This window comes from Leucobacter denitrificans (assembly GCF_014396385.1).
Classification (GTDB): Bacteria; Actinomycetota; Actinomycetes; order Actinomycetales; family Microbacteriaceae; genus Leucobacter; species Leucobacter denitrificans.
On record NZ_CP060716.1, the window covers coordinates 1,320,131 to 1,334,880 of the forward strand.

At 59.5% G+C, this 14,750-nt stretch carries 11 protein-coding genes; 2 read left to right on the top strand and 9 right to left on the bottom strand.

Annotation, left to right across the window (positions count from 1 at the left end):
* The first annotated feature begins 7 nt into the window (after window positions 1–7).
* Window positions 8–1,405, top strand: coding sequence for an FAD-binding oxidoreductase (locus H9L06_RS06335; protein ID WP_187554414.1), 1,398 nt, complete (start codon window positions 8–10; stop codon window positions 1,403–1,405).
* On the opposite strand, the gene H9L06_RS06340 is transcribed toward H9L06_RS06335, so the two are convergent.
* Entirely contained in the window at window positions 1,395–2,369 is a 975-nt protein-coding gene (locus H9L06_RS06340) for a quinone oxidoreductase family protein (RefSeq protein WP_187554415.1), read from the bottom strand. The genes H9L06_RS06335 and H9L06_RS06340 overlap by 11 nt on opposite strands.
* Before the next feature lie 347 nt (window positions 2,370–2,716).
* Between H9L06_RS06340 and H9L06_RS06345 the strand changes: the two genes are divergently transcribed.
* Complete coding sequence (locus tag H9L06_RS06345) at window positions 2,717–5,011, top strand: molybdopterin-dependent oxidoreductase (RefSeq protein WP_187554416.1); 2,295 nt, start codon at window positions 2,717–2,719, stop codon at window positions 5,009–5,011.
* Between the two features lie 141 nt (window positions 5,012–5,152).
* On the opposite strand, the gene H9L06_RS06350 is transcribed toward H9L06_RS06345, so the two are convergent.
* The 8 genes from H9L06_RS06350 to H9L06_RS06385 all read right to left on the bottom strand — a co-directional run bounded on the left by H9L06_RS06350 (window position 5,153) and on the right by H9L06_RS06385 (window position 14,732).
* On the bottom strand, window positions 5,153–6,376 hold the full coding sequence (locus H9L06_RS06350; protein WP_187554417.1) for a quaternary amine ABC transporter ATP-binding protein: 1,224 nt from the start codon (window positions 6,374–6,376) through the stop codon (window positions 5,153–5,155).
* Between the two features lie 2 nt (window positions 6,377–6,378).
* On the bottom strand, window positions 6,379–8,295 hold the full coding sequence (locus H9L06_RS06355) for an ABC transporter permease (RefSeq protein ID WP_187554418.1): 1,917 nt from the start codon (window positions 8,293–8,295) through the stop codon (window positions 6,379–6,381).
* Between the two features lie 143 nt (window positions 8,296–8,438).
* On the bottom strand, window positions 8,439–9,464 hold the full coding sequence (locus H9L06_RS06360; RefSeq protein ID WP_187554419.1) for a glycine betaine ABC transporter substrate-binding protein: 1,026 nt from the start codon (window positions 9,462–9,464) through the stop codon (window positions 8,439–8,441).
* Window positions 9,465–9,667: 203 nt separating this feature from the next.
* Window positions 9,668–10,645, bottom strand: a complete 978-nt coding sequence (locus tag H9L06_RS06365) for an alpha/beta fold hydrolase (protein ID WP_187554420.1) — start codon at window positions 10,643–10,645, stop codon at window positions 9,668–9,670.
* Window positions 10,642–11,409: a 3-hydroxybutyrate dehydrogenase gene (locus H9L06_RS06370; RefSeq protein WP_187554421.1), complete on the bottom strand. Its 768-nt coding sequence runs from the start codon at window positions 11,407–11,409 to the stop codon at window positions 10,642–10,644. The genes H9L06_RS06365 and H9L06_RS06370 overlap by 4 nt, the downstream gene beginning before the upstream one ends.
* Entirely contained in the window at window positions 11,406–12,074 is a 669-nt protein-coding gene (locus H9L06_RS06375; protein WP_187554422.1) for a TetR/AcrR family transcriptional regulator, read from the bottom strand. Before H9L06_RS06375 ends, H9L06_RS06370 begins: the two co-directional genes overlap by 4 nt.
* Window positions 12,058–13,668 (bottom strand): class I adenylate-forming enzyme family protein, encoded by a 1,611-nt coding sequence (locus H9L06_RS06380; RefSeq protein ID WP_246454278.1) that lies wholly within the window; start codon window positions 13,666–13,668, stop codon window positions 12,058–12,060. Before H9L06_RS06380 ends, H9L06_RS06375 begins: the two co-directional genes overlap by 17 nt.
* Window positions 13,665–14,732 (bottom strand): branched-chain amino acid ABC transporter permease, encoded by a 1,068-nt coding sequence (locus H9L06_RS06385; protein ID WP_187556394.1) that lies wholly within the window; start codon window positions 14,730–14,732, stop codon window positions 13,665–13,667. Before H9L06_RS06385 ends, H9L06_RS06380 begins: the two co-directional genes overlap by 4 nt.
* Window positions 14,733–14,750: the final 18 nt, after the last annotated feature.

Sequence of the window (14,750 nt, forward strand, 5' to 3'; positions counted from 1 at the left end):
CTGGGGTATGGCTTCAGAGCACATGACCACCCTCAAGAATCTTGCGGCACTGCTTCCGGAGGGAGCGGTCATTACTGACTCGGATCGCATGGAAGCGTACCGCCGTGATCGCGCTGCGGATCCACACGCTGGAACACCCATCGCTGTGGTGAGGGCAACCTCGACCGCAGACGTGCAGGCGGTCGTTCGGTTCGCAGCCGCGACCGGCACTCCCGTCGTGCCGCGGGGTGCTGGCTCGGGTCTCTCAGGTGGTGCGACTGCGATCGATGGCGGCATCGTGCTCTCGCTCGAACGCATGCGCGACATCTCTGTTGACCCGGCCACCCGCATTGCGACGGTGCAGCCCGGAGCGTTTAATGCCGAGGTGAAGGCCGCCGCTGCGGAGCACGGGCTGTGGTATCCGCCCGATCCATCGTCATTTGAGTTCTGCTCGATCGGCGGCAACGTTGCGACAAACGCTGGCGGCCTCTGCTGCGTGAAGTATGGCGTGACGACCGACTACGTGCTCGGCATGACCGTGGTGCTTGCTGACGGGCGCGCAGTGACGCTTGGTGGCCCGCGCATCAAAGATGTTGCTGGGCTGTCGCTTACGAAGCTCTTCGTTGGGAGCGAAGGCACCTTGGGTGTGATCACCGAGGTGCAGCTTCGATTGGTCCCTGCCCAGCGCACACCAACGACGCTCGTCGCCCTCTTCCCGTCGCTCACCAACGCCACAGATGCGGTGCTCGCAATTACGCGAACAATGCGGCCGTCGATGCTTGAGCTCATGGATCGCATCTGCATCAACGCCGCCGAGGATCAGCTACGCATGGGACTCGATCGCGGGGCCGAAGCGATGCTGCTCGTGCAGTCCGACGAGAGTCCCGACCAGGCGGCCACAGAGATCGCCGCGATCGAACAGCTCTGCAACCAGCACGAAGCGTCGGAGTGCTACTCAACCGATGACGCGGACGAGGGCGCTGCCTTCATCGTCGCAAGACGGATCGCCATCTCGTCGCTCGAGAAGCAGGGAGCTCTGCTGCACGAAGATGTCGGTGTGCCGATTCCTCGCTTGAGCGACCTCGTCACCGGGATTGCAGAGATCGGCGCCCGAAATGACGTCACGATCGCGGTGATTGCGCATGCTGGCGATGGGAACACGCACCCGCTCGTGGTGCTCGACCCGACCGACCAGGCGCAGCACGCTCGCGCACATGTTGCGTACGGCGAAGTGATGGATCTCGCGATCTCGCTCAGCGGCACCATCACCGGCGAGCATGGGGTCGGCAGGCTCAAACAGCCCTGGCTCGGCGACTATCTCGGCCCCGATGTGCTCGAGCTCAATCACCGCATCAAGCAGGCGCTCGACCCCCAAGGCATTCTCAACCCAGGGGTCGTGCTCGCTGCTGATCCACCTACGGAATGAGCACGACCTTGCCTGTGGTCGCGCGTGACTCGAGCGCGGTGTGCGCGGTCGCGGCCTCGGCGAGCGGGAAGGTCTGGCCGACCCGCAGATCGAGGGTTCCGTTCTCGAGCGAGTCGAAGAGTTCCTTGTAGCGCCACTCGCGCTCCTCGGGCGTGCGCAAGAAGTGTCCGAGCGAGGGGCGGGTGATCGAGAGCGATCCACCAGCGTTCAAACGTTGCAGGTCAAACGGCGGTACCTGGCCACTCGATCCACCGAAAAGCACGAACTCGCCGCGCGTGCGAAGTGTCGCGAGCGACTCATCGAAGGTGTCTTTGCCAACGCCGTCGTAGACCACCGCAACGCCCTCGCCGCCCGTGAGTTCGCGCACGCGATCGCCGAAACCGGCGTAGTCGATCGACTCGCTCGCTCCCGCTGCCGAACTGAGCTCGCGCTTCTCGGGCGTCGACGCCGTGGTGATGACGCGGATCCCGCGTTCGACCAACAACTGCGTCAAAACGAGGCCGACGCCTCCGGCACCCGCGTGCACGAGCACGGTGTCGCCTGGCTGTGCGTGTGCGGCAGAGGTTGCGAGGTAATGCGCCGTCAGGCCTTGCAAGGGCAAAGCTGCGGCGACCTCGGCTGGCAACTTCGCTGCGAGTTGCTCGGGCACTCGAACAGCGCCCTCGGCGGAGACAACGAATTGTTCGGCATAGGTCTTCTTCGCCTCCGAGGTGGTCACAAGATCACCTACTGCGAATCCGGTGACGCCCTCGCCAAAGCCGATCACGAGCCCCGACGCTTCATTGCCGGGCGTGAACGGAAAATCGACTGAGTAGACCCCCGATCGTTGGTACGTGTCGATGAAGTTCACGCCCACCGCTCGCGTTTCAACAAGCAGTTCGCCCGGCCCAGCTTCGGGGACCTCAGTCTCGCGAAACTTCAGAACTTCTGGTCCACCGGCCTGATCAGCAATGATTGCACGCATACCCCCACACTACGCCGGGGCTCGGAGTTTTCCACAAGTACCCGAAGCCGGAGATGACCACACGTCTAGGCATGTAGCATGGAAGTGACAGCGCCCCTCCAAGGCTAGAGCTTCGGCTTCCTGAAATCGGAGGGGCCTATCTTTTCTCCGGCGCTGCAAACGCCCCAAGCAACAATCTGGCGTTTGACGTTCAGATTTCGTCTCAACCTCGCAAAATGGCGGTTCAGGTTCAGCGGGATCCTTGGGCCGGACTGACATTATTGGAAAGATACCAATGGTGGGGCGACTTGAGATACTGTTCGCTGGCTACAGCGATGAAGCATCTGAAACTAGCTGAAGGGTAAGCAATGGGGCGACTTCACCTCACTCATTTTGGAGTGTTCGAGGCAGATTCCGACGGCAAAACGCTGAGAACACGGCCATGGTCTGGCGATCCCGACCCGCGCCCAGTTATAGACAATGTTGCAAGCAGTCAACACCACCCGGCGCGCATACTACGGCCGGCCGTTCGCCAAGGATGGCTTGAGCGCGGCCCAGGTGGTGCCGGGCGCGGCGATGAGCCATTCGTAGAGGTGGACTGGGAAACCGCGCTTGAACTACTCTCAGACGAACTCTGCAGGGTGTACAAAGAGCACGGATCATCGGCCGTGTATGGCGGCTCCTACGGTTGGGCAAGCGCAGGTCGCTTTCATCACGGACTCAGTCAAGTGCACCGATTTCTCAACAGTCTCGGGGGATACGTCTCATCAGTCGGAGACTATAGTTACGGCACATCTGGCGCACTCATGCCCCATGTGATCGGTACCGGGCCTGCAGACGTCATGACCAACGCCTCAACCTGGGAAACCGTAGCAGCGCACACTGAACTGTTTATCTCGTTCGGTGGGATGTCGGAGAAGAACACCGCGATTAATCCGGGTGGAGTGAGTGGGCACGGAACTCGCTCAGCGGTACGCACAGCGCGTGCACGAGGGTGCCAATTTGTCGACGTAACGCCGATCCGCGACGATACGTTCGCAGAAGCCGATGCCGAGTGGATCGCACCGCGACCCGGATCTGACGCCGCACTCATGCTGGCTCTCGCGTTCGTTCTCGAGACCGAAGAGTTGGTGGATCAGCATTTCATCGAGAAGTACACGACAGGGTATCGGCGCTTTATTGCTTATGTCCTCGGAGAGACGGACGGTATACCCAAGACACCCGAATGGGCGTCAGAGATCACGGCAGTTCCTGCGGAGACGATACGCAATCTTGCCCAGCGCATGGGGCGATCACGGACAATGATCAACTTGAGCTGGTCGATGCAGCGCCAGCCGCATGGAGAACAACCTATATGGCTTGGAATCACACTCGCTTCGATGCTCGGTCAAGTCGGGCTTCCGGGCGGCGGATTTCAACATGGGTACGGCACTGTCGCTTATGTCGGTATGGCAAAACGGGTCTCCAGCACCCCCTCGTTTCCACAGAGGAAAAATGAGGAGAAAGGTTTCATTCCCGCCGCGCGAATTGCTGACCTCTTACTCAATCCCGGGGCAACGATTCCGTTCAACGGCTCAGAAGTAACGTTTCCGAGAATAGAGCTCGTGTATTGGGTTGGCGGCAACCCGTTCCATCACCACCAAGATCTCGCTCGATTCCGTCGTGCGTTTCAGCAGCCGTCAACGGTAGTGGTGCACGAACAGTTTTGGACCAGCACTGCTCGCCACGCAGACATCGTGCTGCCTGCAACCATGTCGATCGAACGTGACGACTATGGTGCCGGCCGAAACGATCCACGCTTCTTCCCGATGCCTGCACTCACCGAACCGGCCGGAGAGGCACGCGATGACTACGCAATTTTTGCTGCCTTAGAACAAAAAATGAGCACCAAACACGAAATGCTTTGGTCGTTTTCAGAGGGGCGCACCGCATTCGAATGGCTGGAGCACCTATACGCCGATTGGTCTATCCACCTCGCTGCCAAAGGAATCGATGTACCAAAGTTCACCGAGTTCTGGGAGCAGGACTTTATTGAACTCCCTGCAGAGAATGAGAACCAGGTGTTGTTCTCTGATTTCCGTACTGATCCGGTTGCGAACCCGTTGCGCACTCCATCGGGCAAGATCGAGATTTTCTCTGAACACGTTGACTCATTTGGGTACGAGGATTGCCCAGGACATGCGGTTTGGTTGCCGCCGCAGGAGTGGCTCGGTGATCCGGCACGCAAGTTCCCACTCCATCTCATTTCAAACCAACCCAAAACTCGCCTCCACAGTCAACTCGACGTTGGCGCGGAAAGTCAAAGGAGCAAAATCCAAGGCAGGGAACCCGTGCGCTTGAATCCACAGGATGCCAAGGCTCGAGGACTCGTCGAGGGCGATATCGTTCGCATCTTCAATGACCGCGGGTCGTGCCTAGCGGGGCTCGCCATTTCAGATGCGCTGCTTGAAAATGTCGCCCAGATTGCCACGGGTGCCTGGTATGACCCAGACCCAAACGATCCATCTTTTTGCCGTCATGGCAACCCAAACGTACTCACTCCAGATCTTCCGACCTCACGTCTCTCACAAGGCACCTCCGCGCAGCACACGCTCGTCGAGATTGAGAAGTGGACGGGGTTGCTCCCAGCCCTCACCGTAGACGCTCCGCCGAGGTTCGCGTAGCCGCTGCTTTTTGTCGCAGCGCACTAACAAGCTAAAGAAAAAGTAGGTTGGGAGACCTTCTTTGAGGTTTCCCAACCTACTTTCGTAAATCCCCGCTGGGAGCCAGCTACGAGCACCGAAGTTATCGCTGGGCCTGCGGGCTCACAGGTCAGTAGCTTCTACTTTTTCCGAAAGTGCCCTCACGACCGAGGCCTCGTCAACGTAACCCATAGCTTCACCTGATGCGCTTCGCACCACTACCGGCCCGTTCGCCGCCGACAGGGATTCCATAACTGATTCAAGACGCGCATCTGCATTAACGCTATGGTCATTTTTCGGTGCTATTTCTGACAGCGCACGACCGTGCACGTGCGCTGCGAGAAGTTCCTCCGCCACTAGTAAGCGAGGCTCTGTCTCAGCACCCTCAAGTAGAACTGCTCGGTGCCCCTCACGCTCCAGCTTGGTCAAAATATTGCCCGGTGTTTCCGAATCAGATACTCTAATCAGCGGTTTCGTCACCGCAGAAGCTTTCACAACTTTCGCTCGAGGGGCTTCGACGGCAAACCGTCGCACATACTCTGTCGCGGGTCGCAAGACGATATCCTCTGGGGTTCCGACCTGCACCAGTTTGCCATCCTTCATAATCGCAATCCGATCCCCAACTTTGAGGGCTTCAGATAGGTCATGAGTAATGAAGATCGATGTCTGACGCATGACCCGAGCAAGTCGGATCAGTTCGTCCTGCAGATCAGTTCTGATGAGCGGGTCCAGTGCGCTGAAAGGCTCATCCAACAGAAGTAGTCGTGGGTTTACCGCGAGAGCGCGCGCCAGTCCAACACGCTGACGCATGCCGCCACTCAACTCTTGGGGATATTTACCTTCCACCTTCCCAAGACCAACGAGTTCAATCACCTCTCGAGCCCGAGCATAACGCTTCGCTCGCGGGACACCACTAATCTCGAGACTGTATGCAACATTGTCCAAAACTCGACGATGGGGAAGCAGACCGAAGTGCTGAAAGACCATTGACCAATCTTTTCGACGCATCTCAGTAAGAGCCGCAGATGACAACGATCGAACCTCGGTGTCGTCAATCCACACTTCACCAGCTGTCGGTTCGATCAGACGAGTAAGGCACCGCACGAGCGTCGACTTACCACTACCCGACAAGCCCATGACTACGAATGTCTCGCCAGAACTCACTGAGAAACTCACGTCATTCACGGCAACCGTGTGTCCGGCCAAATCTGAAATATCCTGCCCAGCCTGAAGCTTCGTTGCCACCCGTTCAGCGTGAGGTCCAAATACTTTCCAAAGGTTCTTCACTGTGACCGAAGTGCCAGCGCCAACGCCGACTGCGGTCTCACGTACTTCTTGCATAGTCATTTTTATTCCTTCTCAGGCGATCCCGCTGAGTGTCTTGCCTCAGCCAAGTAGTTCGTTGCCCCGTTGAAGAGGCGATCAATAATCACTGCCAGCAAGAACATGGCAAGCCCAGCCTCAAACCCGATCGCCAAATCTGCCTTGAGTACCGAGGTGAGGATACTCGAGCCCAATCCCGGAGCACCGATCATCGCGCTTACAACAGCCATAACCAACGACATGAGAATTGCCTGGTTTAAACCAATCGCAATCGTTTTGAGACCGAGAGGGATGCGAACTTGCCTCAATATCTGCCCAGGGGTCGCACCGAACATTGTGGCTGCCTCCACTACCTCTGGATCAGCTCCTCTCAATGCGGCATTCGTATATCGGATAAGGGGAGGTACCGCCGCAATTGCAGTAGCCAAAACCGCCGCAACTTCTCCAATTCCAAGCAACATTACGGCCGGAATTATAAGCAGATAGACAGGCAGTGCTTGCATCACGTCGAGAACGGGGCGCAACACTCGAGCCACCGGATCACTCATTGCCATAAGAATTCCGAGTGGAAAGCCAATGAGGACAACCACGCCGATGGAAGTACTAACGACGGCCATCGTTTCCACGGTTTCCTGCCACATCCCGAAAGCACCGATGAACATAACTCCAGCACCCAATAGCAAACTCGCTATACGGCCGACCAGAACGTACCCAATCACTACAGTCGCGACAACGACTACATACCAAGGGATGCTTCCAAAGAAATCTGCCAGCACATTCAGCCCATAAGTCTGAACGAAATTGCTCACGTCTTCGAGTACCGGCCCCCAATTCAAAGTGAGCCAGAGCACGAACGCATCAGCAGGTTCCCGAAGATTGACAAGCACTCCCCAGGGCGGATCTGAGAAATCTTGCCAGGTTCCCCGATGTAATTGACTGGCAAGAACAGCAGCTACGAACGTCAGTAGATAATAGTGCCCCTTGCCCCAAGGACGACCCCAGAGCGATCGGAGAATCTGAGCCGAAGCCCCTGAGACTCGCGTCTTGAACACAGTCGTGTTGCGACCACTAGGATCTGAGGCACGATCGATGAGTATCGCGATCAAGACGAGCGCGATTCCTCCCTCTAGCGCATCACCGAAAGCTAGCCGGGAAAGTCCGCTCCAGACCGGTGCACCGAGTCCCGCTGCACCAACCATAGCTGCCATCGTCGCCATCGCGATCGCATACATGATGAGTTGATTGGTTCCAGCCTGAATGCTGTTCCTTGCGAGCGGGAGTTTGACACCAAAAAGCAGCTGTCTAGGGTTTGCACCAGCCGAGATAGCGGCCTCGATCGTATCTTCAGAAGCAGTTCGAAGCCCCAAACTTGTCATGCGCGCAAGTGGTGGGAGCGAATAGATCACTGTGACGACCAATGCTGCAGTGTTTCCCATTCCAAATAAGAACACCGCCGGAACCAAATAAGCGAAGGCCGGGAAGGCTTGGAGAGAGTCAAGGAATATATTAACGGCTGCATTAATTCTCGGACCTATTGCACCGATCATGCCAACGATAATGCCCAAGATGAAAGCGGCACCCACACCAACCAGCATGAATGCCAGGGTTTCTACCGTATATTCCCAAAGACCTGTCGCTACCACCCATATGAAAGTTACAAGACCTAATAGTGCCAATTTCAACCCACGGAAGTAACCCAGAAGGCACAGCAAGCCCACGGCCAACACCACAGGTGAGATTCCAGTGAAGAGGTTTAGTAGCGCCGCATATGAAATATCTAACGCTGAGGTAAATGGTTCATAGACCCAGGTCGCGTCTTCTCGAAAAAGGGCAAAAGCTGATTCTAGTAGGCTACCTATTCGCAGTCTCAGAATTTGGGGGAATTCGCTCAAATTGAGCGTAAAAGCAGAGAGAATTACTGCTCCGATGGCGATCGGGAGCAAGTACCATTGTCTCCAACTAAATCCTCGTCGACTACCCCGGCTACCATGCCGGGTGCTTTCACGTGAACCTGAAGCTGATTCACGTGAAAGCACCCCGGGCACTGCATCGCGCTCTAAGATCGTCACAGTTCTAGTACCTACTCTTAGGCTGTCAGCCAAGCCTGCCATATATCAGTGTTTTCATCCATCCAGGATTCCGCTGCGTCTTCCGGCGACATTCCGTCATCCGTCACCAACGACTGCATTTCATGGAGTTGCTCGTTTGTGATCCCATAGTTTTCGACGATGCCGAATAGAGTCGGATGATCTTCTTGGACAGCTGTTGACGCGATTTTGTAAATAGTTGTTTCTGGCCACTGGCACGCATAGGTATTGCCCCAGCACTCGTCGGAGTACTCAGGGAAATCAACACGCGTGAGGTCATACTTGTGTGTCATGTAATTTGGTCGCCACATGAGGCCCAGCCATGGCTTGCCCTGCTCATATGCTCGTGTTAAGTCAGCAAACAGAGCCGCTTCTGAACCCGCAAAAACCATCTCATAATTGAGGTCGAGATTTGCTATACGGTCAGTATCACCGTACGCATCTGCCCAAGCCTCAGCACCCGTTGTGTATTGGCCCTTGTCACCTGTTTTAGCGCTCTTGAATACGTCCACGCACTCGTTAAGGGCCTCCCAGTCGGGCAAGCCAGGGCACATTGGTTCTATTCCCCGCTCCGTGTCACCTTCGACTACGTAGCTAGGAACATACCAACCTTCCTCGCCCGTGTATTCAGAAGTGCCAACTTCTACTACGACACCTTCTTGCTCGACATATTGTTCCCAAAGGTCCGGATACTGCCAACGCCAAATATCTAGAGAAACAATCGCATCTCCATTTGACATCGCTGCCATTGTTTCGGGGTGCCGACCTTGCAGAACGTCTGCTTCCCCTCCAGCTTCATTGATAACCGCAGCCATGAGATATGCCTGAATCGAACTCTCCATATAGAGGTTATCTGTAAAAGTAACCTTGCCTTCCGCTGCGAGAGCCTCGCTGATTTCGGCAGGTACTCCCTCCGCGGTCGCGGTTACCGACTGCGGAGCACACGCAGATAGCAAGGCCGCGGCCCCAAGACCGAGTGCGACTGCAGTTATGAACCGGCTTTGTTTCTTCTTCAAATGCACCATTGCTCCTCAAAGATGGGAAAGCGGGGTAAAAATAATCTGTAGTACTCCGCAATCAGTAGTTCGCAGGCGCCGTGAAGTGTCCTCCATCTGATGCCCGCGTGAACAATGCTTCCATCGAGCGAGATGCTAGATCATTGGTACTTTAACAATTAATTGGACCCGAGCCAGTATTTTCACTATGAATCCCGCGCTTTGGTTCGAAGTTAGGTGGTGGATTGGGCGGTCGCTACAGAAGTCGCGGCGCGCAGCAGTGGGCCGATGCGCTCGGCGCCGCGCGCACTCATGACGACCGTGTAGTGGTTGAGGTCGTCGAGGCGGTCGTGATCCACACATGGGAACGCCTCGAGTAAGCGAGCGAGATGCGCTGGCGCGTAGAGCCCAGGTGCCTCGTTCTGCAGGCCCCTCGGCACCGTGATGAAGTGGATCGGCTTCCCGAACCCAGGCAGAGCGCCGAGCGCATCGACGAGCGCGGTGCCCGTGTTGAGGTCGACGGTGTCTTCGGTCGTTGTCGCGAGGCTCGTTGCGGGCCGAAATTGCTCGCCGTCAGCGACGAGGTCATAGGTGAAGTACTCGTCGAGCTCAGCGCTCCACTCTTGAAACGCGGGGTGTGCTCGCCAGAATGAGAGGTACGACTCGGTCGTATCGAACCGCTTCGAAAGCCGCTCAGCGGTCGGCCCAAGAATCGCAGCGACGAGGTCTTCCGCTGAGATTCCAGCGGGTGCGTCGAGCGGCAGGCCGCCGTCGATGAGCATGAGGCGATCCACTCGCTCGGGTGCGAGGTGCGACATTACGACCGAAACGAACCCGCCCATTGAGTGGCCCAGGACCGGCAGCGACTCGATGCCGAAGTGGTCGAGCACCGCGACCAGGTCGCGCGCGTGAGTCGCCATGCCAGCGGGCCCCTCGACATCAGCGCTCTGGCCGCGGCCGCGCAGATCGGGCGCGATCAGACGCACGCCCGGGAGCTGATCCACAACAAACTGCCACGCGAGGTGCGATGCGGTCACGCCGTGGATCGCGAGCACGCTCGGCACGTGAGCGGGTGACGACTCGGAGGCGCGGGTGGAGTCGAAAGCGCCAGGCACCTCGGCGTCCGCAATGCTGGCAGGCTCCCACACGCCGACCCGCAGGTCGCCGCCAGCAACGGGCACATCAACCGTGCGATAGGTGTGGGTGCTCATCGTGCGCTCCATCCGCCATCCATGGTGTACGACGCACCTGTCACCATGCCCGCCTTGCCTGACACGAGCCAGCCCGCGAGCGACGCAACTTCATCGGCCTCGACGAGGCGCTTCACCGCGCTCTCGGTGAGCATGACCTGCTCAACCACTTCACTCTCGGGAATGCCGTGCACCTTCGCTTGGTCGGCGATCTGCCTCTCGACGAGCGGGGTGCGCACGTACGCGGGGTTAATGCAGTTGCTCGTGACGCCGTGTGGGCCGCCCTCGAGAGCGGTCACTTTCGAGAGTCCCTCGAGGCCGTGCTTCGCCGCAACGTACGCCGATTTAAAGGCGCTCGCACGCAGCCCGTGCACGCTCGATAAGTTCACGATGCGGCCCCACCCGCGCTCGTACATGCCCGGAAGCGCGGCACGGATCAGCAGGAACGGTGCTTCAAGCATAAGTCGCTGAATCAGGCGAAACGCTTCGGGGTCGAACTCTTCGATTGGGCTCACGCGTTGGATTCCGGCGTTGTTGAGCAGAATATCGACGTTGAGTTCGAGTGAGTCGAGCGCCTGCGTGTCTGACAGGTCGACGACCCATGACTCGGCACTGCCGCCCGCAGCCGAGACCTCTGCAACCGCCCGGTCGGCCGCCTCCGCATTGAGGTCGGCGATGATGACGTGCGCACCGCGGCCCGCGAACTCCTGAGCGCAAGCAAGCCCGATTCCGCTTGCACCGCCGGTGACAAGGGCACGACGGCCCGCAAGATCACGTTCTGTCATGATGCCTCCCCTTTTCGTTGCTCGTTTGAGCCGAGTGCGTTGGCGATGAACAGCATCATCGCGTCGAATACGCCTGGCTCGATCCGTGTCGGCTTCGCGCCCTCGCTGTCTTGCTCCCACAACAAGAAGCGCATGCCGATGAGTTCACCCATGCCCATGAGCGCCCAGGCGGCGACTTCTGGATCGAGCCTCGGGTCGATATCGCCCTCGCTCTGGGCTGCGCGAAGACCCGCAGCGTACCCGTCAACGATGCGCTCATAGTGCAGCCGCATGGTCGCGGGAGACACGAACTCCGCCTCGCGCACGACCCTGTACAGGGCCGGGTGCTCGGCCGTGAACCTGAAGAACCCCTCGAACCCGCCGCGCTCGGCCTCAAGCCTGGTCGTAGCCCCGGCCATCGACTCGGTCATCGACTGACGCACGCGAGCGTTGAGATCAATAACAAGCGCCTCAAAGATCGCCTGCTTGCTGTCGAAGTAGAGGTAGAACGTGCCGAGTGCGACGCCTGCCCGCTCGGTCACCTTCACGATCGACGCCTCGTGATAACCGAGGTCGGCAAACACGTCTTCGGCGGCCTCGAGAATGCGCCGCCTCGTCGCCTCGCCGCGCTTGGTGAGCGGTCGGCCTGTCGCGGGTGATACAAACACCTCATCGATTTGCGTCATGATCCGCCCCCTTCATTTCGCTGGCACCGCGTGTGTCGTGCGACTCAGTCGAGCCGGGCACTTCGAGTGCCTTTAGTGCTCGCCGTCGCAGCTCGCCGCGGTCAATTTTTTCAATGGTGGATCGCGGCAGCTCCTCCACGACCTCAACGTGACTTGGCAGTTTGAACGCCGCAAGGCGAAGCCGCGCGTGCGCAAGCAGTTCGTCTGGTGAGACGGGTGCCGCGGCCTCGACGAACGCGTAACCACGCTCACCCCACACCGGGTCTGGGACCCCGACCACCGCGGCATTCGACACGAGCGAATGTGTCATGAGCGCCGCCTCGACCTCGGCGGGGGCAACGTTCTCGCCACCTGAAACGTAGATGTTCTTGAGCCGATCCACCACCCGATGCACGCCCCCGGCATCGCGCGTCACAAGATCGCCCGTGCGCAACCAGCCGTCGTGCATGGCACGCTCGGTCGCCTCGGGATCATCGAGGTACCCCGCGAACAGGCTCGGACCGCGAACCCAGAGCTCGCCGGTTGCGGGCCCCGCAAGCGGCAGTTGGGTCTCGGGGTCGACGATCTGCGTTTCGACCGACGGGTACGGCATGCCAACCGCTCCCGGGTGCTCTTTGAGGCCGCTCGGCTGAAGGTGCAGCACGTTCGGGCCGGCCTCGGTGAGCCCGTACCCCTGCGTGAGCGGCACCCCGAGCGCCGCCGCGTCACTCGCGAGCTGCTCGGATATCGACGATCCGCCGACGAGCACGCGGCGCAGCGACGACAACTTCGAGTCGCGCACATTGGGCTGGTCGAACAGCATGCGGTACTGCGTCGGCACGCCCATGATCGTGGTGACGCCGCGCTCGCAGATGAGCTGCAACACTCGGCCCGGCTGAAATGATCGCTCGAGCACGACCGTCGCCCCAATGCACCAGGCGAGCAGCGGCTGCACGTTCCACGCGGCCACGTGATACTGCGGCAGCATCGACAGCACGACATCGTCAGCGGTCATGGGCATGGCCTGCGAGAGCGCAAAGTTGGTCCAGAAGCACGATGAGTGCGTGAGAATCACGCCCTTGGGTGCTGCCTCGCTGCCCGACGTGTAGATGACAAGCAGTGGATCGTCGCCGGTCGCCTGCCGCCTCAGCCGCGTCACAGCGGCGTTCGGCACCTCGCGCTCAACCCCCATCAGCCCGAGTTCGGCAGACGTCGGCGCCCCTATCCCCCCATCGGTGAGCGCGCGAAGCGCCTGCCCACCGAGGCTTGCATACTCGTCTTCCACGAGCAGCAGGTCTGGTTCGCTTCTGCGAATGAGTTCCCCGAGTTCACTCGCGGTGAGCCGCCACGACAGCGGCACGAACGCGATGCCGAGCTGCGCGCAGGCAAAGAATGCCACCACGTGATCGGTCGAGTTGCCAGAGATTGTGGCGATCCGCCCACCGGCCCCGTACCCCGCGCGGCTCAGCCGCTCAGCGAGCGCCTCGGCCCGCTCGTTGAGTGTTGCGTAGCTCGTGAGCACACCGCGGTCATCGATCGCGATGTTCGACCCCGCAAGCTGCGCGCGATCGCGCAACCAGTGGCCGACCGTGTATGCGTGTGAACCCTCACTCATGGCCGAACCTGCCGTCTGCGCTTCCATACCTTGTCGAGCGTACCCGCGATGCCGCCCGGGAGGAACATCACAACAAGGATGAACAGTGTGCCGAGAATGAAGAGCGGCTCCGAGAGCGGAATGCGCAAGACGTCGGGCAGATTCTGGATCACGTCGGCCTTCGCAAGCACCGTGAGTCGCTGGTCGAGCAGCGTGTAAATCACGCCACCGGCGATCGCGCCCCAGCGGAACCCGACACCGCCGAGCACCACCATGACGAGCACGGTGATCGTGAGATCCGCCGACACCGCGCGCGGCACGGTGCCCGACTGGAGCAGCATGTAGCCCATACCAGCGAGGCTCGCGAGCACTGCCGCGATGACGAACACGATGAGCTTGGCTGTGTACGGGCGGAGGCCAAGCACGCGCACCCGCTGCTCGTTCTCACGCGCGGCACGAGCGAGGTGGCCGAGGCGGCTGCGATCCACCCACAGTGCCACGAGGTACACAACGACAACTATGCCGAGAATTAGCCAGTAGAGATTGCGCGTGTTCACGACGCCGATGAGGAAGTCGGGAACCCCGTCGGTCTCGAGGCTCAGGCCCTCTTCGCCGCCGGTGACCTGCGCGTTGCGGCGCACGAGCACCGACCCCGCCTGGGCGAATGCCAGCGTGACCATCGCGAACGGAATGCCAGAGACACGGTTCGCGATTGCACCCGTCACCAGCGCGATGACGAGGCCGCCGATGATCGCGATGAGCGTCGCTGGCACGAGCGACACACCGAACTGGTCGAGCGTGATGCCGAGCAGATACGCGCCGCCGCCAAACGAGAGCGCGTGGCCGAACGACAGCATGCCCGCGGTACCGAGCAGCAGGTTGTACGAGAGCGCGAGTGCCGCGAAGACCATGCAGAGAGACAGCAGCGCGAGTGCGCCCGGTTGGTAGGTCGCGGTCGGCAAGATGCCTGGGAGCTGCAGGTTGAGCAGCGGCAGCACCGCCATGAAAACGACAAGCGCGACACCGACAATGATCGGGATGAGTCCGCTGCGTTGCCGCTGCGGGGTCGCCGCGGTCTCGAGCATGCCTGATTCTTGGGTCTG

Bases quoted from the DNA above. Each gene is read 5' to 3' on its own strand.
- H9L06_RS06335 (WP_187554414.1), top strand. From the start codon at position 8: ATGGCTTCAGAGCACATGACCACCCTCAAGAATCTTGCGGCACTGCTT.
- H9L06_RS06340 (WP_187554415.1), bottom strand. From the start codon at position 2,369: ATGCGTGCAATCATTGCTGATCAGGCCGGTGGACCAGAAGTTCTGAAG.
- H9L06_RS06345 (WP_187554416.1), top strand. From the start codon at position 2,717: ATGGGGCGACTTCACCTCACTCATTTTGGAGTGTTCGAGGCAGATTCC.
- H9L06_RS06350 (WP_187554417.1), bottom strand. From the start codon at position 6,376: ATGACTATGCAAGAAGTACGTGAGACCGCAGTCGGCGTTGGCGCTGGC.
- H9L06_RS06360 (WP_187554419.1), bottom strand. From the start codon at position 9,464: ATGGTGCATTTGAAGAAGAAACAAAGCCGGTTCATAACTGCAGTCGCA.
- H9L06_RS06365 (WP_187554420.1), bottom strand. From the start codon at position 10,645: ATGAGCACCCACACCTATCGCACGGTTGATGTGCCCGTTGCTGGCGGC.
- H9L06_RS06370 (WP_187554421.1), bottom strand. From the start codon at position 11,409: ATGACAGAACGTGATCTTGCGGGCCGTCGTGCCCTTGTCACCGGCGGT.
- H9L06_RS06375 (WP_187554422.1), bottom strand. From the start codon at position 12,074: ATGACGCAAATCGATGAGGTGTTTGTATCACCCGCGACAGGCCGACCG.
- H9L06_RS06380 (WP_246454278.1), bottom strand. From the start codon at position 13,668: ATGAGTGAGGGTTCACACGCATACACGGTCGGCCACTGGTTGCGCGAT.
- H9L06_RS06385 (WP_187556394.1), bottom strand. From the start codon at position 14,732: ATGCTCGAGACCGCGGCGACCCCGCAGCGGCAACGCAGCGGACTCATC.